The 26,284-nt window shown below is 71.6% G+C and carries 26 protein-coding genes; 13 read left to right on the top strand and 13 right to left on the bottom strand.

The window, feature by feature from the left end; all coding sequences use genetic code 11:
* Positions 1-345: 345 nt before the first annotated feature.
* Positions 346-663: a hypothetical protein gene (locus NOCA_RS16550; RefSeq protein ID WP_041545921.1), complete on the bottom strand. Its 318-nt coding sequence runs from the start codon at positions 661-663 to the stop codon at positions 346-348.
* A gap of 264 nt (positions 664-927) precedes the next feature.
* Between NOCA_RS16550 and NOCA_RS16545 the strand changes: the two genes are divergently transcribed.
* Entirely contained in the window at positions 928-1,152 is a 225-nt protein-coding gene (locus NOCA_RS16545) for a hypothetical protein (RefSeq protein ID WP_041545920.1), read from the top strand.
* A 34-nt stretch (positions 1,153-1,186) separates the two neighbouring features.
* Here the strand turns inward: NOCA_RS16545 and NOCA_RS16540 are convergent, their stop codons facing one another.
* Together NOCA_RS16540 and NOCA_RS16535 are read right to left on the bottom strand one after the other, a co-directional pair.
* Positions 1,187-3,583 (bottom strand): site-specific integrase, encoded by a 2,397-nt coding sequence (locus NOCA_RS16540; protein ID WP_049774346.1) that lies wholly within the window; start codon positions 3,581-3,583, stop codon positions 1,187-1,189.
* Between the two features lie 5 nt (positions 3,584-3,588).
* Positions 3,589-4,824: a tyrosine-type recombinase/integrase gene (locus tag NOCA_RS16535; protein WP_011751501.1), complete on the bottom strand. Its 1,236-nt coding sequence runs from the start codon at positions 4,822-4,824 to the stop codon at positions 3,589-3,591.
* On the opposite strand from NOCA_RS16535, the gene NOCA_RS16530 reads away from it, so the two are divergent.
* From NOCA_RS16530 to NOCA_RS16520, 3 genes are all read left to right on the top strand, one after another.
* Positions 4,804-5,769 carry a DUF4192 domain-containing protein gene (locus tag NOCA_RS16530; RefSeq protein ID WP_140404034.1) on the top strand — a complete coding sequence of 322 codons (966 nt, stop codon included), beginning with the start codon at positions 4,804-4,806 and terminating at the stop codon, positions 5,767-5,769. The two genes, NOCA_RS16535 and NOCA_RS16530, sit on opposite strands and share 21 nt — an antisense overlap.
* 137 nt (positions 5,770-5,906) lie before the next feature.
* On the top strand, positions 5,907-7,088 hold the full coding sequence (locus tag NOCA_RS16525; RefSeq protein ID WP_238383358.1) for a carboxylate-amine ligase: 1,182 nt from the start codon (positions 5,907-5,909) through the stop codon (positions 7,086-7,088).
* Between the two features lie 9 nt (positions 7,089-7,097).
* Positions 7,098-8,561: a glutamate-cysteine ligase family protein gene (locus NOCA_RS16520; protein ID WP_011756408.1), complete on the top strand. Its 1,464-nt coding sequence runs from the start codon at positions 7,098-7,100 to the stop codon at positions 8,559-8,561.
* 19 nt (positions 8,562-8,580) lie between these two features.
* Here NOCA_RS16520 and NOCA_RS16515 read toward each other — a convergent pair whose 3' ends face one another.
* Positions 8,581-9,003, bottom strand: a complete 423-nt coding sequence (locus NOCA_RS16515; RefSeq protein ID WP_011756407.1) for a hypothetical protein — start codon at positions 9,001-9,003, stop codon at positions 8,581-8,583.
* Between the two features lie 143 nt (positions 9,004-9,146).
* Between NOCA_RS16515 and NOCA_RS16510 the strand changes: the two genes are divergently transcribed.
* Entirely contained in the window at positions 9,147-9,548 is a 402-nt protein-coding gene (locus NOCA_RS16510; RefSeq protein WP_011756406.1) for a universal stress protein, read from the top strand.
* Positions 9,549-9,574: 26 nt separating this feature from the next.
* Here the strand turns inward: NOCA_RS16510 and NOCA_RS16505 are convergent, their stop codons facing one another.
* Both NOCA_RS16505 and NOCA_RS16500 read right to left on the bottom strand, forming a co-directional pair.
* Entirely contained in the window at positions 9,575-10,801 is a 1,227-nt protein-coding gene (locus tag NOCA_RS16505) for a glycosyltransferase (protein WP_011756405.1), read from the bottom strand.
* On the bottom strand, positions 10,798-11,376 hold the full coding sequence (locus NOCA_RS16500; RefSeq protein ID WP_011756404.1) for a TetR/AcrR family transcriptional regulator: 579 nt from the start codon (positions 11,374-11,376) through the stop codon (positions 10,798-10,800). Before NOCA_RS16500 ends, NOCA_RS16505 begins: the two co-directional genes overlap by 4 nt.
* Before the next feature lie 54 nt (positions 11,377-11,430).
* On the opposite strand from NOCA_RS16500, the gene NOCA_RS16495 reads away from it, so the two are divergent.
* Both NOCA_RS16495 and NOCA_RS16490 read left to right on the top strand, forming a co-directional pair.
* On the top strand, positions 11,431-11,997 hold the full coding sequence (locus NOCA_RS16495; protein WP_011756403.1) for an HhH-GPD-type base excision DNA repair protein: 567 nt from the start codon (positions 11,431-11,433) through the stop codon (positions 11,995-11,997).
* 277 nt (positions 11,998-12,274) lie between these two features.
* Complete coding sequence (locus tag NOCA_RS16490; protein WP_011756402.1) at positions 12,275-13,762, top strand: RNA polymerase sigma factor; 1,488 nt, start codon at positions 12,275-12,277, stop codon at positions 13,760-13,762.
* A 12-nt stretch (positions 13,763-13,774) separates the two neighbouring features.
* On the opposite strand, the gene NOCA_RS16485 is transcribed toward NOCA_RS16490, so the two are convergent.
* The 4 genes from NOCA_RS16485 to NOCA_RS16470 form a co-directional block, all read right to left on the bottom strand.
* The gene (locus NOCA_RS16485) at positions 13,775-14,494 is read right to left on the bottom strand and encodes a sulfotransferase family protein (RefSeq protein WP_011756401.1); all 720 of its coding nucleotides are present in this window, start codon (positions 14,492-14,494) and stop codon (positions 13,775-13,777) included.
* Positions 14,495-14,538: 44 nt separating this feature from the next.
* Positions 14,539-15,366: an EamA family transporter gene (locus NOCA_RS16480; RefSeq protein WP_011756400.1), complete on the bottom strand. Its 828-nt coding sequence runs from the start codon at positions 15,364-15,366 to the stop codon at positions 14,539-14,541.
* Positions 15,366-15,842, bottom strand: a complete 477-nt coding sequence (locus NOCA_RS16475) for a DUF456 domain-containing protein (RefSeq protein ID WP_011756399.1) — start codon at positions 15,840-15,842, stop codon at positions 15,366-15,368. The genes NOCA_RS16480 and NOCA_RS16475 overlap by 1 nt, the downstream gene beginning before the upstream one ends.
* Before the next feature lie 89 nt (positions 15,843-15,931).
* The gene (locus tag NOCA_RS16470) at positions 15,932-16,165 is read right to left on the bottom strand and encodes a DUF7455 domain-containing protein (RefSeq protein ID WP_011756398.1); all 234 of its coding nucleotides are present in this window, start codon (positions 16,163-16,165) and stop codon (positions 15,932-15,934) included.
* A 305-nt stretch (positions 16,166-16,470) separates the two neighbouring features.
* Between NOCA_RS16470 and NOCA_RS16465 the strand changes: the two genes are divergently transcribed.
* From NOCA_RS16465 to NOCA_RS16440, 6 genes are all read left to right on the top strand, one after another.
* Positions 16,471-18,603, top strand: a complete 2,133-nt coding sequence (locus NOCA_RS16465) for a DNA gyrase/topoisomerase IV subunit B (protein ID WP_011756397.1) — start codon at positions 16,471-16,473, stop codon at positions 18,601-18,603.
* Positions 18,604-18,649: 46 nt separating this feature from the next.
* On the top strand, positions 18,650-19,162 hold the full coding sequence (crcB, locus tag NOCA_RS16460; RefSeq protein WP_011756396.1) for a fluoride efflux transporter CrcB: 513 nt from the start codon (positions 18,650-18,652) through the stop codon (positions 19,160-19,162).
* Positions 19,159-19,545 (top strand): DUF190 domain-containing protein, encoded by a 387-nt coding sequence (locus tag NOCA_RS16455; protein ID WP_011756395.1) that lies wholly within the window; start codon positions 19,159-19,161, stop codon positions 19,543-19,545. Before crcB (NOCA_RS16460) ends, NOCA_RS16455 begins: the two co-directional genes overlap by 4 nt.
* Positions 19,542-19,913 (top strand): fluoride efflux transporter CrcB, encoded by a 372-nt coding sequence (gene crcB, locus NOCA_RS16450; RefSeq protein WP_041546614.1) that lies wholly within the window; start codon positions 19,542-19,544, stop codon positions 19,911-19,913. Before NOCA_RS16455 ends, crcB (NOCA_RS16450) begins: the two co-directional genes overlap by 4 nt.
* 92 nt (positions 19,914-20,005) lie before the next feature.
* Positions 20,006-22,096, top strand: a complete 2,091-nt coding sequence (gene pta, locus NOCA_RS16445; RefSeq protein WP_011756393.1) for a phosphate acetyltransferase — start codon at positions 20,006-20,008, stop codon at positions 22,094-22,096.
* Positions 22,093-23,301, top strand: a complete 1,209-nt coding sequence (locus tag NOCA_RS16440; RefSeq protein ID WP_011756392.1) for an acetate/propionate family kinase — start codon at positions 22,093-22,095, stop codon at positions 23,299-23,301. Before pta ends, NOCA_RS16440 begins: the two co-directional genes overlap by 4 nt.
* 9 nt (positions 23,302-23,310) lie before the next feature.
* On the opposite strand, the gene NOCA_RS16435 is transcribed toward NOCA_RS16440, so the two are convergent.
* The 3 genes from NOCA_RS16435 to NOCA_RS16425 are packed head-to-tail and all read right to left on the bottom strand — an operon-like array spanning position 23,311 to position 26,282.
* A complete protein-coding gene (locus tag NOCA_RS16435; protein WP_011756391.1) occupies positions 23,311-23,811 on the bottom strand; it encodes a beta-class carbonic anhydrase in 501 nt (166 codons plus the stop codon).
* A 21-nt stretch (positions 23,812-23,832) separates the two neighbouring features.
* A complete protein-coding gene (locus NOCA_RS16430; RefSeq protein WP_011756390.1) occupies positions 23,833-25,587 on the bottom strand; it encodes an MFS transporter in 1,755 nt (584 codons plus the stop codon).
* Entirely contained in the window at positions 25,584-26,282 is a 699-nt protein-coding gene (locus NOCA_RS16425) for an LppX_LprAFG lipoprotein (protein ID WP_011756389.1), read from the bottom strand. The genes NOCA_RS16430 and NOCA_RS16425 overlap by 4 nt, the downstream gene beginning before the upstream one ends.
* Positions 26,283-26,284 lie beyond the last annotated feature (2 nt).

Below are 26,284 nucleotides of genomic sequence, written 5' to 3'. Positions count from 1 at the left end.
GCCCGCACGCCCGAGGACGTGCTCGCCCTGGTGCCCGTGGTGCTCGGCTTCCTGCTTTTCTGGACTAGCGACTCTGGAGCACGCTGCGAGCGAGCGCTTCGCGCCCTCGGAGTCAGGTCGGCGTCGTCCTGCGTTCCGGTCACGTCGCCATGAGTCGCGGCGCGCGGAGCACCAGCCGCATCAAGCACGCTGGTCGCCGACGCGTCACAGAGGCGATCTACATCGTCGTCGCCAGATGGTACTGACCGTGCCGTGACACCGTATGGAAGAGAACACTTGGCGCCTCGATCCGTTGTCGAGGCGCCAAGCCAGGGGGTGTGCCGATTCACGTCAAGCTGTGGCCTGTCAGGAGAACCCTCCGACCCAGGAGCCGCAGCCGACGATCACGCCGCCGCTACGACGGCATGCCCGGATCTCGATCGCAGCGTCTTCAGTGATGCCGGAAAAGGTCTGCGAGTTGCTGGTTCCGGATCCCCCGGATGCGATCACGGTCTCGATCGTGCCGTTGGGTCGACGCAGCTGGGCAACGGCCGCGTCTCCGTCCGCGGCAGTGTCGGTAGCGGTGAGCCGGTCTGGGACATCGGTCCAATTGGCTCGGGCGCCGGTGGTCGTGGCCTGGAAGTCGTTGGCCCATGCCGGGTTGGCACTGAGGGCGAGGAACATGCTCACTCCGAGCACGACTGCTGCGCGAACTGCTTTCATGGTTGGTCCCTCCCGAGCGGGTGATGTGGCCGCGTTCCCGATGATCGCGGCTGTGATCAGCATCACATTTGGCCCGTGGCTTGCCAATGCCGTCCGCCGAGCCTTCGCCGAAAAGCCACGGAAAGTTCGGCATCGATGCCAACGGATCCGCCACTGGCTACGTCTTAGGTTGTAGGAGCTTTCCGCGAGGCGGGCCGACGGCGGGACCACTCGAAAGGGGATCTGATGACAGAGGAACTCCCGTACCAGGAGTCGATCGATCCGGATCGGTTGCACGCCCTGCTTGAGGAAGAGATCGGTCAGCCACCTCCATGGCGGCCGGGCATGCTTGAGCAGATCGTCAGGGAAGGGCGCGCCTGGCGCCGGTTCCAGTTTGCGATCGACCTGCTCGTGGGTCTTTCGGTCGTGCTGGTCGTCGCCGGCGCCGGCGTCTGGCTTTGGTGGGGCTAACTGCTTCTTCTACGGCCAGGCTCGGGCCCGGGGGTCAGGCTTGCGGCGCGTTCGTCGGGGGTATGGCTGGATCTCCCAGGAACACGCTGCCCTTGCGAGGTGGTGCGGTGGCCAAGATCTTGTCTTGGGCGGCGCGCAGGCTGATCGTGAGTTGTTCGACCTCACCGGGCCAACCGCGTTCCTCGGCTTCTGTGATGCGTTGTAGGAGGCTGGCTGCGATGGCTTCGAGTCTGTCGAGCTGGGCGGGGTCGACACGCAGGACGGGGCAGCGGATGCAGGCGTGCTCGTGTTCGCAGCTCGACCCGTAGGGCCGGGCACAGGAGCCGAGCTCGACACGGCGCAGGGCGAAGTGTTCCTCGAACTCGTCCCACTCTTCGGGGGTGGGCTCGCGGTATTCCTCGGCCGGTCGCGCTGATCGGCGGCGATCGACGAAGGTTCGGAAGGTGCGGATTAGGTCGTCTTGGAAGACGGCGGTGTAGGGCTGGGTGCTGTTGAGGTGGCGGTGCCCGAGGATCCGCGAGGCGATGTGCAGCGGCAGTCCGTCTTGGACGGCAGTGGTGGTGAAGACCCGTCGGAAGTCGTGCGGGGTCAGGTGCATGGGGTTGCCTGCGGTGTCGGTCAGGCCCATCCGGTCGGCCACCTCCCGCAGGGTGACTCGGACCATGGTTGGGCTCATCGCCGTCGGACCGGAGCCGTAGTCACGCTGGAACAGGTGCGGCAGTGGTGGCCCGGTGGTGGCTTCGTAGTTGTCGTAGCGCGCGACCAGCGGTACGGCTCCGTTGTAGCGGTTGCGCAGTCTGCTGATGATCTCGGCCAGGACGCGGGCAAGGTCGGGGGTGACCAGGAGCAGTCGTTCCTCGTTCGTCTTCGACGGGACGATCTGCAGCAGCGGGACGAGCTCGCCGGTGGTGGACAGCCGGTGAGACACCAGCGCAAGGTGGGTGAGCTCGAGGAGTTCCTCCAGGCGCACACCGCTGTGTCGCAGCGTCTCCACGACCGCCCACAGCCAGAATGCGTCCTCCTCGGTCCGGCCGACGCTGAAGCGTTCGCCGGTCTCAACGCAGACCACGTCGTAGGCCAGGTCGGGAGGTAGGCCGCGGCCGCCACGGATCCGGGTGCTGATCCGCTGATAGGTGCGACCGTTGAAGTTGAATGAGGCATCGGCAGGTGTCTGCTTGGCCAGGGCCAGCATCGCCTCGGCGTCGCGGCGGTCCTGTTCCAGCCTGGCGAGCATCCGCGGGACCAGCGGCACTCGTTCGCGGATGCGCTGGTGGATGCGGGCTTGATGGGCCAGCTTCCGTTTCTTGTTGCCGGCCACGTCGGCGCGGGTGACTGGTGAGGCCACCACCCATGGTGCGAGCGTGGCGTCATCGAGCGCCCAGTCACGTAGGTCCAGGTAGAGGCAGCGCACGGTGAGCAGCACGTCGAGGAAGTCGGCTCGCGGCCTCCTCGACCCGTCGGGGGCGACGATGACGGCCAGGCGCTCCTTCCAGGCGGTCACCGTCGTCTTGGGCAGGGCCAGGGTGTCGCTCCCGGCGAGTTCGGGGTGGTGGCGCTCCAGGTCGGCCCAGAAGTTGCCGGCCAGCATCCGCGCGAGCGACTTCAAGGTGGTGTAGTCGACGTTGGTCTTCCGTTCGGCCAGGTAGCGCACCAGCAGGTCACGCACGGGCCCGGGAGCGAGCCCGTAGCGGTCGACCAGCTCGGCGGGGGTGCGTTGCCCCACGCGCAGCGCGGCACGCAGGGAGGAGTCCTTGGGCAAGATGCCGACCCCGGCCAGCAGGGTCCAGGTCTGTCCCAGTCCGGCGGCGGGGACTCCGTGCTTCTCCCGGTAGTGGGCCCGCAGCTCGAAGAGGTCCTCGGCGCTGACGTCCTGGAGGTCTTTGCCGGTGTGGAGCATGATCCTGGCCAGTACCGTCCAGACGTCGCGCTGTTGGCGACGGCTGATCTGATGCTGCTCGGCGAACGCCTCGATCCGGGCGATTAGGGCGGGATCTTGCTGCACCAGGACCTGTTGATAGCCCTTGGTCTTCCAGGTCGCGAAGAACTCGTGGCCGGGCAGGACCACCCGCGACACGATCAGGGTGCGCATCCCTGCGACTGCGATCTGGCGCACCGTCTTCGGGTCGCGGTGGTCCTCGCCGTGGCGCTCGGGCAGCCAGCCCAGCGGGTTCGTGTCGGCACCGGCCGCAACCCATCGGTCGCGCCAACCGGCCCCGGGGAAGATGAGCAGCCAGTCGAGCACCCAATCTGCCCCTTCCAGCAGCCGATTGCTCGCGTACTCGGTCACCGGCCAGTCCGGGAGTTTGGCCACCAGCCGCAAGACCTCGTCCTTCACCGCGGTGTCGTGTGGCCCGGCGAAGACCTGGTCCACCAGCTCGGGATGCTCGCGGTAGTACGGCCCGGCGACCTTCAGCTGCTCGCTGGTCAACACGCTCCTCAAGGCAGTACCCCGTCACCGAACAGCACCGCCAGGTCGGCGGCCCGGTAGCCGCGGTCGACAGGCTCCGGGGCTGGCTTCGGCTTGGCCAGACGGGCCAGGTGTTCGGCGACCCGCTCCACGGTGTGGCGCTCGTCCTCGACGAGATAGATCTCCGCGGTCGTTTCCAGGTGGGCATGGCCCAGGATCGTCTGGACGTCGCGCAGCGAGACGTGCTCGTCGGCGGCCATCCGCAACGCGCAGGTGTGGCGCAGGTCGTGCATGCTCCAGTTGGTGCCCAGCTTCGCGTTTGCGCGGCGCAGCACCGCCCGAAGCGCCTCGTAGCTCAACGGGATCCGGGCCAACTTGCCGTCGGCGTCACGTCGTCTGCGCAGCGTCACCCACAGCGGGTCAGCCGGGCCGACGCCACCGATCTCGGCCAGATAGAGCCGCAGCCACACGAACGCGTCGTTGCTGCCCGGCAGCCACTGCTCGGCACGGCTGCCCTTGCGGATCACCCGGACCTGCTGGTTGCCCCAGTCCACGTCGCAGCCGCGCAGGCCGAGGACCTCCGCCGCGCGGGCGCCGTTGCTGATTGCCAACGCCAGCAGCGCACGGTCCCGGTTCGAGCCCATCGCGTCGAACAGATTTGCCCAGGCTTGGTCCGGCAGCGCCCGCGGCTGACGCCGCGGGACCTTCGGGTTGTGCCGGACCCGACCCTCGGGACGGAACCGCTCCATCGGGTTGTGATGCGCGTTCGAACGTCCCTGGCCGCGATGGTCGCGCGCCACCGGGTTCACCACCGGACCCAACCCCTGCTCGCCCCAGAACTCGTAGAACGAGGAGACCACCGCGTTGCTGTGCCGGATCGTACGTGCCGCGTAGTGGTCGTCCAGGTAGCGCTTGCCGGTCACCTGGTTCACCGTCCCGGCTGTCGCTGCTGAGACGGTCCGCTGTGACCGGCGCGGCTTAGGATGCAACTGCAGCCACAATGTCAGGTCACGTACTTCTGCTTGGGTGGCTCGGTCCCACTCCACGCCGACCGCCGCGAGCCAGCGCCACCACCGAAGCAGCCCATAGGCATAGGACCGCACGCTGCCCCGACTATTGCCCCGCGCTGCGAAGTCCCGGAGGAACTCCGCGATCGGGCGAACCGCATCGCCCGCGTCGTCGTAGACCAGCCAGGCAACACCGGAGCCACCGGAGCGAACGCAACCCAAGCGCTCAATCTGCAGTTGTTCGAGATCACGCGACAAGCCAGGACTCCCGTACGACGACCATCATGGGCGCATACATCTATCAGCCGGCCCCCGCTGGTAGTCCGGTCAACATGGCCGAGCGACTCGGTCGCCATGCTCACGTTCGGCTCCCGCCGCCCGTTCCACGCCCGCATCGACCTGCCCCCCACTCGGGCCGAGATCCCCGACGCCGTCGAGACCCTGCTCGAGCCCGCTCGCGCGCACGGGGTCGGCCAGGCCGTGTTCGTCATCTACTCCGACGACGAGCGGCTCGCGGCCGCCGTCAGTCGAGCGCTGTGCCGCTCCTTCACGGACGTCGGCGTGCAGGTGATCTGGTCGCTGCGCGCCGACGGCAGCCGGTGGTACCCCGCCCACGGCAGCAACCCAGGGGTGCCCGTCTGGGGCGTCCCCTACGACCTCTCCGCCCATCCGTTCCTGGCCCAGGCGGTGCTCGACGGCCGGGTCCTGCACGGGTCGCGGGAGGAGCTGCGCCACACCCTCGACGCAGACGTGGAGCGCACGAGCCGGGTGGTCGCCGCGCTCGCCGAGCTCGCCGGGGCGCCGCAGCCGAGGGCCGAGGAGAGCGTCTGGGCGCGGGACCTGGTGGTCCGCCACACCGGCGCGGGCTCCGCGCCGGAGGACGCGGAGGTCGCCCGGCTGCTGCGCGGGCTCCTCGACATCGAGGTGCGCGACGCCGCCTGGAGCCCGCTCGAGCGGGTGAGCGCGCACGAGCACGTCCGGTTCTGGACCGACGTCGTGCGTCGGACCCCCGTGCCGCTGCTGGCCGCCCCGGCCGCCCTGCTGGCGTTCGCGGCCTGGCAGGCCGGCCACGGCGCCCTCGCCTGGTGCGCGCTGGACCGCAGCGCCGAGGCCGACGAGGACTACTCGCTCGCCGCGTTGGTGGCCCAGGCGCTGGAGCGCGCTGTGCCACCGGAGGCCTGGCAGGAGCGGGCGTGCGGTTGAGCTCCGCCGGTGGTTGATCTCCGGCTTGCGGTGGACTCGGGTTTGCGGTCCCTGGCAGCTACGGGGACGGAGGGTGGGTGGTCGCGGCTCCTCGCGCGCCCGACGGAGCGCGTCCGTGACCTGGGAGAGAGGGGTGAGTGACCGGGAACGCAGCGGGGTACTCGTCGGCCATGGTCCGCAAGCTCGGCATCGAGGAAGAGCTGCTGCTCTTCGACCCCGAGAGCGGGGAGGTGGTTCCTGCTGCGCCGTCGGTCCTCAAGGAGTTCCGCGAGCACGGGCCCGGCCGGCAGCGGGCCCGGGCGGCCACCGACGAGCTGGACCAGGAGCTGTTCCGCCACCAGCTCGAGACCCGCACGGACCCGGTCCGCCGGGCCGCCGACGCGCTCGACCAGCTGGTCGCTGCCCGCCGGACCGCCGGTGAGGCGGCACGGGCTGCCGGGTACGCGGCCGGGGCGTGCGGGATCGTCCCGCTCGGTGGCGACCGTTCGGTGGTGAGCCCCAACGACCGCTACCGCGACATGGTGGACACCTACGGTGAGATCGCGAGGACCGGCGGCACCTGCGGCATGCACGTGCACGTCGACATCGGCTCCGACGAGGAGGGCGTCGCGGTGGTCGACCGGATCGCGCCGTGGCTGCCGGTGCTGGTGGCGCTCGCCGCCAACTCGCCGTACGTCGAAGGCCGGGACTCGGGCTATGCCTCGTGGCGGGCCCAGGTGTGGGCGCGCTGGCCCAGTGCCGGGCCCACCGAGCAGTTCGGCTCGGTCGCGGGCTACCGCGAGGTGTGCCGGATGCTCCTGGACGTCGGGGCCGCCCGCGACCCCGGGATGCTCTACTTCGACGCCCGGCTCTCGACCGGGCAGCCCACCGTCGAGGTGCGGGTGTGCGACGTGGGCACCGATCCGGCCGTTGCGGTGACCATCGGGGCACTGGTCCGAGCGCTGGTCGAGACCGCGGCCGAGGAATGGGCCGACGGGCGCCCGGCAGCGCACTGGCGGGCCGAGGCGTTGCGCGCCGCGCACTGGAGGGCGTCCCGGTTCGGGATGGCCGACTCGTTGGTGCACCCCCTCGCGCGTGGGCTGCGGCCGGCTCGGTCGGTCGTGGCGGCGCTGGTCGAGGCGGTCGAGCCGGCCCTGGCCGCCGCCGGCGACCTCGAGCTGGTCGACGTCCAGCTCGAGCGGGCGGTCAACGACAACGGCGCCACCCGCCAGCGCGCCGCCTTCGAGCGCACCGGCTCCGTGCGCGGCGTCGTCGACGACGTGATCGCTCGCACGGAGGCGTCCTGGCAGGACCACGACAGCCACGCCGGAAGGCTCTAGGGTCGGATCATGGGCGAGGAGGTCGAGGCTCAGGAGTTCTCCCGGGCCGATCGCACGCGGCACCGCGAGAAGGTGCGGCGCAACCTCGATGTGTTCGCGCGGATGCTGCGTGAGGCGCGGTTCGACACCGACGACCCGATGACGGGACTCGAGGTCGAGCTCAACCTCGTCGACGAGGAGGGCGACCCGGCGCTGAAGAACGCCGAGGTGCTCGCAGCCATCGCCGACCCCGACTTCCAGACCGAGCTCGGCCAGTTCAACATCGAGATCAACGTGCCGCCCGCACGACTGCGCGAGGGCGGCCTGAAGACCTTCGAGGACAGCCTGCGCCGCAGCCTCAACGACGCGGAGAGCAAGTCGGCCGCCGTCGGAACCCACATCGTGATGATCGGGATCCTGCCGACCCTGGCCGAGGGCCACATGAACCTGGCCAGCCTGAGCGCCAACCCGCGCTACAAGCTGCTCAGCGAGCAGATCCTGCACGCGCGCGGGGAGGACATCACGATCGCGATCGACGGCCCCGAGCGACTGCGCACGACCGCCGACTCGATCGTGCCCGAGGCGGCCTGCACCAGCACCCAGTTCCACGTGCAGACCTCGCCGGACCAGTTCGCGGCGTACTGGAACGCCTCCCAGGCGATCGCGGCCGTGCAGGTGGCGGTCGCTGCCAACTCGCCGTACCTCCTCGGCAAGGAGCTGTGGCGCGAGACCCGGATCCCGCTGTTCGAGCAGGCCACCGACACCCGCAGCGAGGAGCTCAAGGCACAGGGCGTCCGCCCGCGGGTCTGGTTCGGCGAGCGGTGGATCACCTCGGTCTTCGACCTGTTCGAGGAGAACGTGCGCTACTTCCCGGCGCTGCTGCCGATCACCGACGACGAGGACCCGCTGGCCGTGCTCGAGGACGGCGGCACCCCCACGCTGCCCGAGCTGCGGCTCCACAACGGGACGATCTACCGCTGGAACCGGCCGGTCTACGACATCGCCGGCGGTGTGCCCCACCTGCGGGTCGAGAACCGCCTGCTCGCGGCCGGCCCGACGGTGGCCGACACGATCGCGAACGCCGCGTTCTACTTCGGGCTGGTCCGCGCACTCGCCGAGAGCGAGCGGCCGTTGTGGTCGCAGATGTCGTTCAGTGCGGCCGAGGAGAACTTCCACGTCGCGGCCCGGCAGGGGATCGAGGCCCAGGTCTACTGGCCCGGCGTGGGCCAGGTGCGGGCGACCGAGCTGGTGCTGCGCCGGCTGCTGCCGCTGGCCCAGCAGGGCCTCGAGAGCTGGGGTGCGTCCGCGGACGAGATCGACCGCCTGCTCGGGATCATCGAGCAGCGCTGCCTGGTCGGCACGAATGGGGCCGAGTGGTTCGCGCAGCGGATGCACCAGGCGGGTGAAGCCGACCGGTACGACGCCTTGCGCAGCACGCTCCTGGAGTACACCCGGGGCATGCACAGCAACGACCCGGCGCACACCTGGGTGTAGGCCGGCCCACCCCGCCGGCTCACCGCTGGCGCAGGCGCTTCCACTCCCGGCGCACGCCGCTGCGCGGGTCGACCCAGCCGCGGCGGGTCACCACGACCAGGGTCAGGTCGATGCCGGCCTCTCTGCCCGCTGCGTGCGCGGCCGAGGCCCAGTCGGCGTCGACGTCCTCGAGGCCGAGCTCGCCGGGCCGGGTCAGCCACAGCAGGGGGACGGCGCCGCGGCTGCGGCCGCGATGGAGCAGCGCCGCCACCACGTCCGCGCGCAGCGCCTGGTCCAGGGGCGCATCGGGGTCGATCGCGAAGACCTCCTCGACGGCTCCGGGCCGTCCCGCGTGCAGCAGCGCGGGGAAGCAGCGCCGGTGCTCGACGCGCACGTGGTCGAGCACCGCACGACGCAGCAGCACCGCCGTCGTCCGATCGACAGGTTCGCGGATCCCCGCCACGCGCACCACCTCCGTCGACCAGCCTCCCCCGCGCGGATCGGGGGCGTGTCCTTCCTCCACAGGCTGCGGGCGGTGCCGCCGATCGGTTACGGTGCGAGCAGTGGGCAACCGGCCCACATCAGCACCTGGGACAGGGAGTGTCGATGGGGACCGTCGTCGTAGGGTTCGTGCCCAAGCCGGAGGGAGAGGCCGCGCTGCACAAGGCGGTCGCGGAGGCCAAGCTGCGAGACGCCAAGCTCGTCGTCGTCAACTCCCACCGCGGCGGCCAGGAGTTCGACGGCAGTGCCGCGCTCCAGGCCGAGCGTGACCTGGACTCGGTCCGCAAGGTCCTCGACGAGTCCGGCGTCCCCTACGACATCCGCCAGCTGGTGCGCGGCTTCGAGCCCGCCGAGGACCTGATCAGCATCGCCGAGGCCAACGACGCCGAGCTGATCGTCATCGGTCTGCGGCGCCGCTCGCCGGTCGGCAAGCTGATCCTCGGCAGCAACGCCCAGCGGGTGCTGCTCGACGCGCACTGCCCGGTGCTGGCCGTCAAGGCCGACTGACCGACGCCAGGCCCGCGACCGGGACCCTAGCCACGGCCGGCGAGCGACTCCAACCGGTCCACGGCGAGCGGGGCGCCGCCGTCCTGCGCCATCGCGGCCGCCAGGGCCACCGCGGCGGGCCGGAGTCGCCGCGCTCGGCGTACGGCGTCGCGCAGGCTGGTCGGCGACAACCGCCGGCGGGGAAGGAGCACGGCGGCGCCGGTCGCCTCCGCCCGGCGGGCGACCTCGGCCTGGTCGCGGCCCCAGGGGACGACCACGACCGGTACGCCGGCGGCGAGCGCCTTCTGGGTGGCGCCCATCCCGCCGTGGGTGACGGCGACCGCCGCCCGGGCCAGGACGGGCGAGTGCGGCACGAACTGCTCGACGTGCGCGTTCGCAGGTACCAGGCGGCGGGGCCTCGACCCGCCGGGCAGGGTCGCCACGACGTCGAGGTCCTCGTGAGCGAGGCCGGCGAGCGCGGCGTCGACGAGCGCGCCGTCGTCCTGGTACTCCGAGGACGTGGTCACGAGCGCGACCGGCCGGCCCAGCTCGGCCAGCCACTCGGGCGGGGCCGTCGGTGGCTCCCAGACGAGCGGGCCGACGAAGCAGAACGAGTCGGGCCAGTCGGTGCGCGGGTGCTCGAAGGCCCGGGACGTGGGGTAGAGCGTCAGCGGGGCCCGGGTGTAGAGGTCGTGCGCGTCGCGGATCGGGCTCGCCCCGGCCAGCGGCCGGACGACCTCGTTGAGGGGCGGCAGGAAGGCCCGCTCGACCACGCCGAGGACCACCGGGCGCAGCAGCCGGTTGCGCAGGCGGCCGAGCGGCCCGGCGAGGGGCCGCAGACCCGGACCGAACGGTGGCACGTCCCTTGCCGGGAGGGGGGTGGGGAAGTGTTGGAGCAGCGCCCACGGCAACCCGGAGGCCTCCGCGACCGCGGCGGCGCCCCAGGTGTTGCCGTCGACCAGCAGCAGGTCGGGATGCTCCTCCGCGACCAGGCGTTGGACCTCCGGCACCTCGATCCGGGCCCGGGCGGCGAACGTGCGCACGGTGCGCTTCAGGCCGGCCTGGCTGGTGCGGGCCCGGTAGTCGTCGAGCTCGATCGCCTCGATCTCCGGGCTGATCGGCTCGGCCTTCAGGCCGAGGTCGCGCAGCCGGGCCACCTCGGCGTCCAGGGTCCGGACGACGACGTCGTGGCCGCGGCCGCGCAGCTCGAGCAGGATCGGCACGGTGGGGAAGAGGTGCCCGCGAGCGGGCGAGGTGTAGCACAGGACCTTCACGGCAGCACTCCTGTCAGGAGCTCGACGAGCGCCAGCTCGACCTGGCGCTGGGACAGTCCGGCCTGCCGGCGCAGGAGGGACCAGGTGTGGACGTCGCAGACCGCGACGACCTGGGCGGTCCGGCGGCGGCGCTCCACCTCGTCGAGGCCGTCGAGCCAGGGCGTGAACACCCGGGCGCACCAGTCAGCGTGGAGCCGCCGGCCGCGTGCGGTCACCTCGGCGTACGCCGGCACCCGGAGCTCCTGGCGGAGCAGGTGCAGCACCAGGTCCCCCTCGAGCTCGTAGTGCTCGACCAGGTTGGCCACGGCACCTGCCAGGTCGCCCACCGGGGCCTCCCCGCGCTGGGCCAGCACCTGCGGCCGGATCCGCTCGGAGAGCGCACGGACGATGCCCTCCTTGGAGGTGAATCGCCGGAGCACGGTCTGCACGGTGACGCCGGCGTCCACCGCCACCTGGTCGAGGGTCACCTCGTCGTAGTCGGCGGCGGCGAACCGGGCGAGCGCGGCATCGAGGATCCGCTCCCCGGTCAGCGCGACGGATCGGGCGCGGGCCGTCTGCACGTACGGCCGTTTCATGTCAGTGACACTAATCTGAAATGTGGCCGGGGTCCAGGGGTGGATACTGCGGCCATGGCCTTCCACATCACCGGCGAGCCGGCGAGCGACTCCGTCTTGGACCAGCATCCGTTCGCGATCATCGCCGGGATGATGCTCGACCAGCAGTACCCGATGGAGCACGCCTTCCGGGGCCCGGCCAAGGTCCTGGACCGGTTCGGCAGCCTGGAGCCGGCGCGGATCGCGGCCGCGGACCCCGAGGAGTTCGCAGCCCTGTGTGCGAGCCCGCCGGCGATCCACCGCTTCCCGGGCTCGATGGCGGCCCGGCTTCAAGCGCTGGCGGCGCTCGTCGAGGAGCGGTACGACGGTCACGCGGAGCGACTGTGGGAGGAGGCGACCACCGGCAAGGAGCTGCTCGCCCGGGTGCTGGAGCTGCCCGGCTTCGGCAAGCAGAAGGCGCAGATCTTCGTCGCCCTGGTCGCCAAGCAGCTCGGCGTCCGCCCCGACGGGTGGGAGGCCGCGGTCGGTGCCTACGCCGAGCCGGGCTACCGCTCCGTGGCCGACGTCGTCGACGCCGACTCGCTGCAGAAGGTCCGCGACCACAAGAAGCAGCAGAAGGCCGCCGCCCGGACCGCTGGCTAGACCACCTCCGTTCGGCTACTCGCGAGTCACCCGGATCTGGACCTACCGTCACGAACGGCGAGCCAGAGATCGAATGAGTTCCCCTCCCTATGGATCCATCTCTCGGGCCACGCCGAGCCCCGCCGCCCCTGGTCGGCGGGGCTCTCTGCGCCCGGATGCCCGGAACCGGGGGGACTGCTGGGATCTCTGGAGGCCCGTGGCAGAATGTGGTCCGCGGCTCTTGACGTCACCGGGCCTCGCCGCGCCCCGATCCGGTTCTCACAGTCGTTGACGAGAGGTGTTCGTGTCCTCGAACGCGCGCAAGATGCTTCCTGCCGAGGTGCTCACGCACCCTGCCGTCAAGGCCCTCATCGAGCGAGGTACGCCGACCGGCAGCATCACTCCGGAGGAGGTGCGCCAGGCCAGTGAGGACGCGGCCGTCGAGCCCCGCCACCTCAAGGCGCTGCTCGGGCACCTGAGCTCGCTGGGCATCGCGGTCGAGATCCCCGTGACCAGCCGCGCTGTCGCGGCCACCTCGGCCCGCAAGACCGCCACCGCCAAGACGGCGGCCGCCAAGAAGGCACCGGCGAAGGCGGCGGCCGCCCCCGCGAAGTCCGCTCCCGCGAAGAAGGCGGCGCCGGCGAAGGCTGCGCCCCGCAAGGCTGCCGCCGAGGGTGCTGCCGGCACCGAGTCGGCCGAGCAGACCGTGACGGTCGGCCCGGACGGCAAGAAGGTGCTGCCCGACCTGCCCGACGAGCAGTTCGAGAAGGACGTGGCCGCCGACCCGAGCATCGCCGAGGACGAGAAGCAGGCGTCGTTCGTCGTCTCCGCGGCCGACGACACCGACGAGCCCGAGCAGCAGGTCATGGTGGCCGGCGCCACCGCGGACCCGGTCAAGGACTACCTCAAGCAGATCGGCAAGGTCCCCCTGCTCAACGCCGAGATGGAGGTCGAGCTCGCCAAGCGGATCGAGGCCGGCCTGTTCTCCGAGGAGAAGCTCGGGAAGGGCGGCAAGCTCTCGGCGAAGGTGTCCGAGGAGCTGGAGTGGATCGCCGAGGACGGCCGGCGCGCGAAGAACCACCTGCTCGAGGCGAACCTGCGGCTGGTCGTCTCCCTGGCGAAGCGCTACACGGGGCGCGGGATGCTGTTCCTGGACCTGATCCAGGAGGGCAACCTCGGCCTGATCCGCGCGGTCGAGAAGTTCGACTACACCAAGGGCTACAAGTTCTCGACCTACGCCACGTGGTGGATCCGCCAGGCGATCACCCGCGCGATGGCCGACCAGGCCCGCACCATCCGGATCCCGGTGCACATGGTCGAGGTCATCAACAAGCTGGCCCGCGTGCAGCGCCAGATGCTCCAGGACCTGGGCCGCGAGCCCACTCCGGAGGAGCTGGCCAAGGAGCTCGACATGACCCCCGAGAAGGTCATCGAGGTCCAGAAGTACGGCCGCGAGCCGATCTCGTTGCACACCCCCCTCGGCGAGGACGGTGACTCCGAGTTCGGCGACCTGATCGAGGACTCCGAGGCGATCGTCCCGGCCGACGCCGTGTCGTTCACGCTCCTCCAGGAGCAGCTGCACGCCGTCCTCGACACGCTCTCCGAGCGCGAGGCGGGCGTGGTCAGCATGCGCTTCGGCCTGACCGACGGCCAGCCGAAGACCCTCGACGAGATCGGCAAGGTGTACGGCGTGACCCGGGAGCGGATCCGCCAGATCGAGTCGAAGACCATGTCCAAGCTGCGGCACCCGTCGCGCTCCCAGGTGCTGCGCGACTACCTGGACTGATCCGGCCTCGGCTCAGGGCGCTGCGTCGTACCCGAAGACCTGGTAGTCCTTCCGGTACAGGTCGGCCACCACGCGCTGGAGCTCGGTCGACGCCAGCAGCTCTGCGGTCTGCGGCGTCGCCGTGCGGTTGCGCGGCCGCGGCGGGACGACCGGGAGCGAGAGCTGCCCGCAGACGGCCGCGAAGTCCGCGTCGAAGGTCTCCAACCGGCCGAGGAAGTCGATCTGGGTGAGGTCGACCAGGCGGGACTGGAAGGCGAGGTGCTGGTTGGCGTCGTCGAGGTCCAGGTCGGCGACCCAGCCGGCGAACTCCTCGGGTCGCGACCGCATCCGGCTGAGCGTGGGCTCGTCGAGCTCGAAGTAGTTCGCGTTGACGACCTTGTCCTGCCAGGTCGAGACGAAGCGCCGGAGCGGGTGCCGGACGAAGCCGAACCGGAAGTAGTCGGCGAACAGCGCGGTCGGGTAGCGCATCCACAGCGCGTGGCTGACCTCGCGGACGACGTCGTTCTCGTCGAAGTACCCGACCAGGGTGCGGGTGGCGACCTTGGCGACCCGGAACCACACGAAGCGGTGGGTGTGGCTGATCGTCAGGTTGTACGTCAGCGGCGAGAGCTCGCCGGACCGCTCGCTCGATCGCGCGAGCTGGCGCAGCGCCCGCTTCGCCTCGACGCTCAGCCGAGCCCGCTGGTCCGGCTGGGTGCGCAGCACGTCCACGGAGATCTCGGGGCCGGCCACGGGGGGAGCATACCGGCGGCGCGGCCCGGCTCCCTGGCACGGGATCAGCCGGCCGCGACCAGGGCGACCGCGCAGGCGCACAGCGCCAGGCCGACCGCCTGGGGCCGGTGCACGCGCTCGCGGAGCACGGTCGCGGCGAGCAGCACGGTGCAGGCCGGGTAGAGCGAGGTGATCACCGCGGTCACGGTCAGGTAGCCGCCCTGGGTCGCGACGAGGAACGCCAGCGTGGCCAGGGCGCCGAGCGCGCCGCTGACCAGCCCGCCGAGCGCGTAGCGGTTGCGGGGGACCCAGGCCCGGCGCAGCGCGATGGCCACGGCGACGATCGCGACGCCGGCGACGACCTGGTTGAGCGCCAGCGGGAGGAAGCCGGCCTCCTCCGGGATCTGCGCGAGGGCGGCGAACAGCAGCCCGAAGCCGAGGCCGGCGAGGATCCCGTCGGTGAGCCCGGAGCCCGGCGAGGGGTTCGCGGCGGGCTCGCGGGAGACCAGCCAGATCGCCGGCAGGGCGATCAGGATCCCGACCCAGACCAGCTGCCCGGGCCGCTCGCCGGTGACGACGCCCACGACGACCGGGACCAGGACCGAGCCGACCGCCGAGACCGGCGCGACCACGCCCATCCGGCCGCCGGCCAGGCCCCGGTAGAGGAACGCCGTACCGAAGCCGTTGCCGAGGCCGGCCAGGACGCCCCAGGCGAAGTCGGTGCCGGTCGGGGAGCCGCCGGTGGCGAGGCTCAGCAGCAGCACCAGCGCGCCGCCGCCGGCCTGGGCGGTCAACGACACCGCCCACGCGCCGCCGCGCCGGGAGAAGATGCCGCCGTTGAAGTCGCTGAGGCCGTACGCGACCGCCGCGAGCAGCGAGAGCAGGATCGGCATCAGGTGGCCGCGACCCCGGCGACCCACACGAGCGTCGCCGCGAGCGCTGCGCCCAGCTCGATCACGATGCTCAGGCCCACGGCGCGCAGCGAGTGCACCGTGGACGGCCAGGCCCGGGCGGAGCCCACCCGGCGCAGCTCGGCGAGGTAGACCCCGAGCACGAACCCGAGGACCAGGCCGACCACCGGGACGACGAAGAAGCCGACCACGCCGAGCCCGACGCCGACCCACTGCGTCGAGGCCGGGATCCCGGCCTCCTGGAGGCGCCGCCCCGGGACGAGGTACTTCACCACGGTGCCGGCGGCGATCAGCGTGGTCGCCACCGCGAAGACCACCCACGCGGTCGCTCCGCCGGTCGCCCAGGCCCAGGCCAGGACGGCGCCGACCACGAGGATCGAGCCGGGCAGCACCGGGACCAGGATCCCGACGAGCCCGACGGCGATCGCCAGGGCGACGAGGACCTCGGTCGGGCTCATGGGTGAACCCTGTCACAGACGCACCACGGCCCCGGACTCTCGTCCGGGGCCGCGGTGGCTGACTGTGGTGCGGCTCTCAGGGCCGGCCCTCAGCGCTCCCCATCGGGGGCGACGGCGGGGGTGCCGGAGAGCTTGTGGGTCTCGTCGACGACGTTGGCGGCGATCTCCCTGAGCTTGTCGCCGTGCTCGCGGGCGTGGTGGGCGCAGAAGAGCAGCTCACCACCCGACTGGAGCTCTACGCGAAGGTAGGCCTGGGCTCCGCAACGGTCGCAACGGTCCGCAGCGCTCAGCGCGGCGGTGCTGGGGGCAACTGCAGTGGTCACATCGGCCTCATTTCTCTTCTGCCTCGGTGTCTGCCACAACGTAGCGACGAGCCCCAAGATTCCCGCCTCTTCGTGGTGTCTGACACCTCATCCAATCACGTTCTCACTTCCCTCTTCGGCCGATTTCCATGCCTTGGGAGACATCTGCGGCCCTCAAGAGGAAAACGAGGATCCCTGCTGGGTGTGACGCGGTTGCGCTGGTGGTGCTCGGGGAAGTCCTGTCCACCGTAGCCACGGCCTCCGCAGGCGAGCCTGCACCGGCGACCGGCGTGTCGCAGGTAGATTCGAGGACGACACCCGCACGGATGGCCGGGCGGCTCCACGCCGCCCGGCGGACAGACCGGCACGACCGGACCGGCACGACCAGGAGCCCCACGATCGACAACACGTACAACGCAGCCCACCTCCTCGTCCTCGAGGGCCTGGAGGCGGTCCGCAAGCGTCCCGGGATGTACATCGGCTCGACCGACACCCGCGGGCTCATGCACTGCCTGTGGGAGATCATCGACAACGGTGTCGACGAGGCGCTCGGGGGGCACGCCAGCCACGTCGAGGTGACCCTCCACCCCGACGGCTCGGCCGAGGTGTACGACGACGGGCGGGGCATCCCGACCGACAAGGAGCCCAAGACCGGGCTGCCGGGTGTCGAGGTCGTCGCGACCAAGCTGCACGCGGGCGGCAAGTTCGGCGGCGGCTCCTACGTCGCGACCGGTGGCCTGCACGGAGTCGGCCTCTCGGTCGTCAATGCGCTGGCCACCCGGATGGACATCGACGTGGACCGCTCACCGGCCCGCCAGGGCATCTCGTTCCGGCGCGGCGTCCCCGGGGTGTTCTCCGGCGACGGCCCGCAGGCCGACTTCGAGGCGCGCTCGGGCCTGACCCGCAAGGGTTCCCGGGTCGCGAAGGGCCGATCCGGCACCCGCATCGTGTTCTGGCCGGACCGGCAGATCTTCACCAAGGACGCCCAGTTCGTCTACGAGGACCTGGTCGCGCGGGCCCGACAGACCTCGTTCATCGTCCCGGGGCTCGAGCTCGTCATCCGCGACCTGCGCGGCCCCGACCCGGTCGAGGAGAAGTTCCGCCACGACGGCGGCATCGCCGAGTTCGCCGACTTCCTGGCGCCCGACGAGCCGGTCACCGACATCCTTCGGCTCCAAGGCACCGACACGTTCACCGAGACGGTCCCGCTGCTCGACGAGAAGGGGCAGATGACGCCGCAGGAGGTGGAGCGCGAGCTGCAGGTCGACGTCGCGCTGCGGTGGGGCACCGGCTACGACACCGTGCTGCGCTCGTTCGTCAACGTGATCGCCACGCCCAAGGGCGGCACCCACGTCAGCGGCTTCGAACAGGCCGTGACCCGCACGTTCAACGAGGTGATGAAGTCCGCGAAGGTGCTCAAGGTCAACGACGACGACGTGATCAAGGACGACGTCCTCGAGGGCATGACCTGCGTGGTGACGGTCCGGCTCTCCGAGCCGCAGTTCGAGGGCCAGACCAAGGAGATCCTCGGCACACCGGCGGCTCGGACCGTCGTCCGCCGCGTCGTCTCCGCGGAGCTGAAGAAGTTCCTCACCTCGACCAAGCGCGCCGAGAAGGCCCAGGCGAAGCTGGTCATGGAGAAGGTCGCCGGGGCGGCCAAGACCCGGATCACCGCCCGCCAGCACAAGGAGACCCAGCGCCGCAAGAACGCCCTGGAGTCCTCGGCACTGCCCTCCAAGCTCGCCGACTGCCGTGCCGCGGACAACGACCGCACCGAGCTGTTCATCGTCGAGGGCGACTCCGCGCTCGGCACCGCCAAGCTCGCGCGCAACTCGGAGTTCCAGGCGCTGCTGCCGATCCGCGGCAAGATCCTCAACGTCCAGAAGGCCTCGGTCGGCGACATGCTGAAGAACGCCGAGTGCGCCTCGATCATCCAGGTGGTGGGAGCCGGCTCGGGCCGCACCTTCGACCTCGACGCACGCCGCTACGGGCGGATCATCTTCATGGCCGACGCCGACTCCGACGGCGCCCACATCCGCTGCCTGCTGGCGACGCTGTTCTACAAGTACATGCCCGAGCTGATCCAGGAGGGCCGGGTCTACACCGCCGTCCCGCCGCTGCACCGGGTCGAGATCTCCAACCCGAAGAAGGGGATGGAGAAGTACGTGTACACCTACTCCGACGACGAGCTGCAGCGCAAGCTCGCCGAGCTCAAGAAGAAGGGCGTGCGCTGGAAGGACCCGGTGCAGCGCTACAAGGGTCTCGGCGAGATGGACGCCGACCAGCTGGCGGAGACGACGATGGACCCGCGGCACCGCACGCTGCGCCGGATCACCATCGACAACGCCGAGGAGGCCGCCGGGGTCTTCGAGCTGCTGATGGGCTCGGACGTCGCGCCCCGCAAGGAGTTCATCGTGCAGGGCGCCTACGAGGTCGACGTCGAGGCGATCGACGCCTGACCCCACGCCCGACCAGCCCTCGCACCAGCGTCCCGGAGGAGGCCCGATGTCCGTGCCGTGGGTCGACCCGGACGTCGACCTGCACGCCCCCGGGCAGCACCGCGAGTGGAGCCGGCACCGGTTCGTGCTCCCGGCGATCGCGCTGGGCGGGATGCTCGGCGCCTCCGCGCGGTACGCCGCGGCCCGGGTGTGGCCGACCCCCGAGGCGGGGGTGCCCTGGACGACGCTCGGGGTCAACGCCGTGGGCTGCCTGCTGATCGGGGTGCTGATGGTGTTCGTCGTCGAGGTCGGGGGCGCGCACCCGCTGCTGCGGCCGTTCGCCGGGGTCGGGGTGCTGGGCGGGTTCACCACGTTCTCGACGTACACCGTCGATACCGTCTCGCTCCTCGACGCCGGCCGTCCGGCGGTCGCGCTCGGCTACTGGGCGGGCACCGTGCTGGTGGCGCTCGTGGCCGTGCTGGTCGGCGTCGTGGCGGCCCGCGCGGGCGTGCTGTCGGCGACCCGGCTGCGCCGTCGTCGGCGCGCACAACGCACCACGAGAGGAGAGCAACAGCCATGACCAGTGACCTGGCCCCCGAGGAGCCGCGAGCCCGCGGGGACCTCGACGGCCCCGCGACCCGGCTGACCATCTACGTCGGCGAGTCCGACACCTGGCACCACAAGCCGCTCTACACCGAGCTGGTGCACCGGGCCCACCGAGCGGGGCTGGCCGGCGCCAGCGTGTTCCGCGGCATCGAGGGATTCGGGTCCTCCAGCCCCGTGGTGCACACCAGCCGGCTGCTCTCGCTGTCCGACGACCTCCCGGTGGCGGTCGTGGTCATCGACAGCGCCGATCGGATCGAGGCGTTCCTCCCGCAGGTCGACGAGGTGGTCGGCGAGGGCCTGGTCACCCTCGACGAGGTCAGGGTCGTCGTGCACCGCTACCGCGGCGGATCGGGATGACCGGGTTCGTCTGGGTGTGCCTCGGCGCCGCGGTCGGCGCGCCGAGCCGCTACCTGGTCGACCGGGCCGTCCAGGCGCGCCACGACAGCCTGATGCCGTGGGGCACGATGCTCGTCAACGTCGTGGGCTCCCTGGTCCTCGGGGTGCTGGTCGGGCTCTCGACCGGCCGCGACGTCCCCGACGCGGTCACCCTCGCCCTCGGCACCGGCCTGTGCGGGGCGCTGACGACGTACAGCACCTTCGGCTACGAGACCTTCCGCCTGGTCGAGGACGGTGCCCGTCTGTACGCGCTGCTCAACGTCGCGCTGAGCCTGGTGGCCGGGCTGGCGGCCGCGGCGGCCGGGTACGCCGTCGGCGCCTCGGTGTGAGCGTCGCGACCCGGTCGAGGAGTGGACCTTGGTCCCGGGATCTGGCCCGGGCGGCCCCCGCGGACGGTCCCCGTCGGACATAGGGTCGACTCGTGTGCACGAGCGTCTACGTCGCGTCCGTCGAGGGCTACACCGGCAAGTCAGCGGTCGCGCTGGGGATCCTGGACGTGCTCTCCCGCAGGGTCGAGCGGGTCGGGGTGTTCCGCCCGATCGTGCGCAACGACCAGGCCACCGCGCGCGGTGAGCGCGACTACGTCCTGGACCTGCTGACCGCCCACGAGGCGGTCACGCTCAGCTACGACGACTGCACCGGCGTCACCTACGACGACGTCCACGCCGACCCGGTCGCCGCCCTGGACACGATCGTCGAGCGCTACCACCGGGTCGCGGAGCAGTGCGACGCCGTGGTGGTGATCGGCTCGGACTACACCGACGTCGCCACCCCCACCGAGCTGTCCTACAACGCGCGGATCGCTGCCAACCTCAGCTCGCCGGTCCTCCTCGTCCTCAACGGCGCGGACCGGACGCCCGCCGAGCTGGTGACGCTGGCCGACATCGCCAGCACCGCGATCTCGGCCAGTCACGCGGCACTGTTCGCGGTGGTCGCCAACCGGGTCACCCACCCCGAGCCCGCCGAGGTCGTCGCCGCCCTCGGCCGCGACGAGGTGCCGGCGTACGCGATCCCCTACGACCCGCTGCTCTCGGCCCCCTCGGTCGCCGACCTGATGCCCGCCTGCAACGGGACGGTCGTCTCCGGGGACCCGGCCCTGCTCGACCGCGAGGTGCTCGGCCTCCTGGTGGCTGGCATGACGATGCCGAACGTGCTGGACCGGCTCTTCGACGGCGCCGTCGTCGTGACTGCGGGCGACCGGCCCGAGGTGGTGCTGGGCGTCTTGATGGCGCACGTGTCGTCGAACTTCCCGCAGGTCGCCGGCATCGTGCTCAACGGCGGGATCGAGCTGCCCGCCCAGGTCGCCCGCCTGTTGGCGGGCATCGGCGCCACGCTGCCGATCATCGCGACCGACCTGGCCACCCAGGAGACCTCGGCGGCGCTCACCGGCGTCCGTGGCCGCCTGACCGTGAGCTCGCCCCGCAAGATCGCGGCGGCGCTGGCCCTGTTCGCCCAGCACGTCGAGGGCGACGCGCTGCTCGACCGGCTCGACGTGTCGCCGACGACCGCGGTGACCCCGCTGATGTTCGAGCACCAGCTCCTGGACTCGGCGACCAGCCGGCGGATGCGGATCGTGCTCCCGGAGGGCGAGGAGGAACGGATCCTGCGCGCCGCCGACCTGCTGCTGCGCCGCGGCGTGGCCGACCTGACGCTGCTCGGCGACCCGATCCGGATCAATGCGCACGCCGCCCGGGTCGGAGCCGACGTCTCGGCCGCCACCCTGCTCGACCCCCGGTCCTCCGAGCTCGCTGAGCGGTTCGCCGAGGAGTACTTCGACCGGCGCAAGCACCGCGGCGTGGACCGCGACGACGCGCTCGTCCGGGTGCTCGACGAGTCCTACTTCGGCACCCTGATGGTCGAGCTCGGGCTCGCCGACGGGATGGTCTCCGGCGCCGTCCACACGACGGCCCACACGATCCGGCCGGCGCTCGAGGTGGTCCGCACGGCGCCCGGGGTGTCGGTCGTGTCGTCGGTGTTCTTCATGTGCCTGGAGAACCAGGTCCTCGTGTACGGCGACTGCGCGGTCAACCCGGACCCGACCGCGGAGCAGCTCGCCGACATCGCGATCTCCTCGGCCGAGACCGCCGCGGCGTTCGGTGTCGAGCCGCGGGTCGCGATGCTGTCCTACGCGACCGGGTCCTCCGGAGCCGGCAGCGACGTCGAGAAGGTCTCGGCGGCCACGGCGCTGGTCCGCGACCGGGCCCCGGAGCTGCTGGTCGAGGGGCCGATCCAGTACGACGCGGCCATCGACCCCGCGGTCGCCCGGACCAAGCTCCCGGGATCGCCGGTTGCCGGCCAGGCGACGGTGTTCATCTTCCCGGACCTCAACACCGGCAACAACACCTACAAGGCGGTGCAGCGCTCCGCCGGCGCGGTCGCGATCGGCCCGGTGCTGCAGGGGCTGCGCAAGCCGGTCAACGACCTGTCCCGCGGCGCGACGGTTCGCGACATCGTCAACACCGTCGCGATCACCGCTGTCCAGGCCCAGCAGCTCGCCGAGGTCGCCCGATGAGTGCGCTGGTCCTGGTCATCAACGCCGGCTCGTCCTCGCTGAAGTACAGCCTGATCGACGCCGAGAGCGGTGCCAGCCACGCCGTCGGGCTGGCCGAGCGGATCGCGGACTCCTCGGGTGCCGGCGGCAGCCTCAGCCACACCGGCCCGGACGGGGTGAAGCACCGCAGTGAGCTGCCGCTGCCCTCCCACGAGGCCGCGCTCCGGGCGGCGCTGGACGCGTTCGCCGCGCACGGCCCGTCGCTGGAGGACGCGACGATCACCGCGGTGGGCCACCGGATGGTGCACGGCGGTGAGCGGTTCTCCGAGCCCGCGCTGGTCGACGACGCGCTGGTCGACGCCGTACGCGAGCTGGTGCCGCTCGCGCCGCTGCACAACCCCGCCAACCTGGAGGCGCTCGGGGTGGCGCGCCGGCTCTTCGACACCCTCCCGCACGTCGCGGTGTTCGACACCGCCTTCCACCAGACGCTACCCGAGCAGGCCTACACCTACGCGGTGCCGCACGAGTGGCGCGAGGAGCACGGGATCCGCCGCTACGGCTTCCACGGCACCTCGCACAAGTTCGTCTCCGGCGAGACCGCCCGGCTGCTCGGCCGCCCGGTCGAGGACACGAACACGATCGTCCTGCACCTCGGCAACGGCGCCTCGGCGACAGCGGTCGCGGGCGGCCGGTCCGTGGACACGTCGATGGGTCTCACCCCGCTCGAGGGCCTGGTGATGGGCACCCGCTCCGGCGACGTCGACCCGGCGCTGCACGCCCACCTGCACCGGCAGCTCGGCTGGTCGCTGGAGGAGATCGACCAGCGGCTCAACCGCAACTCCGGCATCAAGGGCCTGCTCGGCTTCAGCGACTTCCGCGAGCTGGGGCGGCTGCTCGAGGAGGGGGAGCCGCGCGCCCGGCTCGCCATGGACGTCTACTGCTACCGGCTGCGCAAGTACGTCGGCGCGTACTACGCCGTGCTCGGCCGGGTCGACGCGATCGCGTTCACCGGCGGGGTGGGGGAGCACGTGCCGGACGTGCGCGCCCAGGCGCTCGCCGGCCTGGAGCGGCTCGGCATCCGGATCGACGCCGAGGCCAACCGGGGCGGGCACTCGGGCGCGTTCACGGTGTCGGCCGAGGACAGCGAGGTCGCCGTGCTGGTCGTGCCGACCAACGAGGAGTGGCAGATTGCCCGGGAGTCCCTCGACGTCGTCCGAGGCGGCTGAGCCCGCGGCTCAGACCAGCTGCTCCAGCAGCCCGGTGTCGACGTCGTAGATGAACCCGCCGACCTTGACCGCGTCGGGGACCAGCGGGTGGGACACCACCTTGTGCACGTCGTCGGCGAGCGCGGCGCGTTGGTCGGACACCATGCTGAACGTCTGCCAGGACACGTCCTGACCGGCGGACGCGCCGACCTTCTCGCGGACCTGGTCCAGCGTGGAGGAGGCCATCGCGCAGCGCGTGTGCGGGATCACCAGGATCCGGTCGACGTTGAGCAGGTGGACGCCCAGGACCAGCGCCTCCAGGGCCTGGTCGGTGACCCGGCCACCGGGGTTGCGGAAGATCTTGGCGTCGCCGGGCTGGAGGCCGACCATCCCGAGCGGGTCGATCCGCGAGTCCATGCAGGTCACGATCGCGACGCCGGCCCGGGCGACGCCGTCGAAGCCGGCGAGTCCGAAGTCCGCGGCGAAGTCCCGGTTGGCAGTGAGCAGGTCGTCGAAGTCCGAGGTAGCCATGTCGCGCAGGTTAACAAGCGTTCACCCGGTGGCGCGGAGCAGGTCGCCGGTCGAGATCGCCCGGGTCGCCGCACCCCGGAACAGCACCAGGGCGAGGACTGCCGCGCCGACCGCGCAGACCGCGGCGCCGGTGAAGACGGTGTGCTCCTGGGCGATGCCCGCGACCTTGAGCAGGTCGGTGAACTCCGAGCAGCGGGTCCGCCCGTCGCACACCTCGCGAGCGGGCGGCAGGTCGGCCTGCTCGGCGTAGTAGCGGCGCAGGCCGATCGTGGTGAGGGCGGAGATCCCGACCAGCATGCCGACCATCCGGGCGACCACGACGAACGCGCTGGCCAGCCCGTGCACGTCGTCGTCGGTGCTGGCGAGCACCGCGGCGTTCACCGGTGCGAGGGCGAGCCCGAACCCGAGGCCGCCGAGCAGCAGCGGCACCGTGGCACTCGCCCGGTCGAGGCTCTCGAGGTCCCAGGTCGCCATCCAGAGGAAGCCGGCCGCCGCGCAGGCCATCCCGATGGCGGTCACCAGCCCGGCGCTGAGCGTGCGGGTGAGGTACCCCCCGACGACGGCGCCGAGCGGGAGCGCGACGAGGAACCGGACCAGGACCAGCGCCGCCATCAGCTGGGAGTCGGGGTAGACGGTGGTGCGCGCGAACAGCGGGATGTCGATCAGGGCGGCGATCAGCGCGGCCCCGATGAAGAAGCTCACCGCCATCGCGCCCCACGCGGGGGTACGCCGGAGCGTGCCGGCCGGGACCAGGGGCGCCGGTGTGCGGCGCAGGTGCAGCACGAAGGCGACGGCGGCCAGGGCGGAGGCGAGGAGGTACCACAGGCCCTGGTCGGAGAAGACCTGCACCTTGGGGTCGGCGGTCGCGAACGCGAGGATCACCCCGGCGAGCGCGAGCCCCAGGAACAGCGAGCCGAGCAGGTCGGCCGCGCGCAGGGTGCGCACCCAGGCGCGCACGTCCAGGAGCGGCCGGCGCGCCGTCGAGCAGTGCACGGCGAGCAGCAGCAGGCCGCCCGTCGCGGTCAGCCCGAGCGGGGTCAGCCAGCGGCCGGACCCCGTCACCGGGACGAACAGCCGGCCCCAGGTCAGGTCGCGCATGAGCTGGCTGGGCTCGACGAACACGAGCGCGCCCGAGACCAGGGTCCCCACGGCCAGCGCCAGCCCGAGCCAGTCGAAGTGGGTCGCGAGCGACGGCGTGTCGAGACCACCCCGTGGCCCGGCGAGCTTGCGGATCGCGGCGGCCAGGACGAGTCCGACCGCGACGTTGACCAAGAAGATGGCTCGCCAGTCGGCGACCGCGAGCACCAGTGCCCCGAACAGCGGCCCGAGCACGCTGCCGAGCTCCTGCACCGCCGAGACGACCCCGAGCGGCACCCCGCGGCGCTCGGTGGGGTACAGGTCGGCGACGAGGGCCAGGGTCGCCGGGACCAGGCCGCCACCGCCCACGCCCTGCAGGAACCGTCCCGAGACCATCGAGGGCAGGTCGTAGGCGAGCGTGGTGACCAGGGAGCCGACTGCGAAGACCAGGAGCGCGGCGACGAGCACCGGCACCCGGCCCCGCAGGTCCGCGATCCGGCCGATCAGCGGCAGCATCGCGACGTATCCGAGCAGGAAGCCGGAGATGATCGGCGCCGCGCGCTGCAGCTGGTCCACGGGGATCCCGGTGCTCGCCATCATGTCCGGCAGCGCCAGCACGACGACGTAGGTGTCGGCCGCGGCGAAGGCCACGGCCACCGCGGCCAGCGAGAGCAGGACCCGTGGGGACCTCACGGTCACGGCGGGGTGATGTCCTTCTCGGTCCCGTAGCCCTCGAAGCTCACCGTGTAGGTCATCGACTCGGAGTCCTCGTAGAACACGCCGGTCAGCTCGGCGGTGCGCAGCTCGCCGTCGTCGGTGATCGTGTACGTCACGTCGAAGTCTCCCGATGCCGACGGGATGACGTTCGAGACGACGTCGCCCGGGACCGTGCCGGTGTACTCGGTGAGCACCTCGCTGTTGCCCTCACCGCCGCGCACGCTGTCGCCCTTCTCGAGATCGGTGGTCGCGGCGAGCACCGACGTGAAGCCCGCGTCGGGGCTCATCAGCATCGCCGGGTCCGGCGCGCCGTACTCCGCGGGGTCGATGTCCTGCCACCCAGCGGTGAACGGCACCTCGGCGTAGACCTTGCCGTCGACCGCGATCACCGGCACCTGCACCGCCTGGCCCATGAGCGGCACGGTGATCGTGCCCTCGAAGGCGGGAGCGCTCGTGAGGACACCCTCGGCCGTCTCGACACCGGTGACGCCGTCGGGGAGGTCGTCGGTGGTCAGCGTGAGCTCGACGCCGCTCGTGCTCTCGAGGTTCTGCTGGGCATCGGCCAGCGCCTTCTCCGGGGCGGCTCCGGAGCCCGAGTCGTCGCTGCAGCCCGACAGGAACAGGGTGGTGAGGGCGGTGGCCGCCAGGGCGGCCAGGGCGCGGCGGCAACACAACACGG

Source organism: Nocardioides sp. JS614, assembly GCF_000015265.1.
GTDB lineage: Bacteria > Actinomycetota > Actinomycetes > Propionibacteriales > Nocardioidaceae > Nocardioides.
The sequence above is the reverse complement of the archived record's forward strand: the minus strand, read 5'-3'. Positions and strand labels throughout refer to the sequence as shown.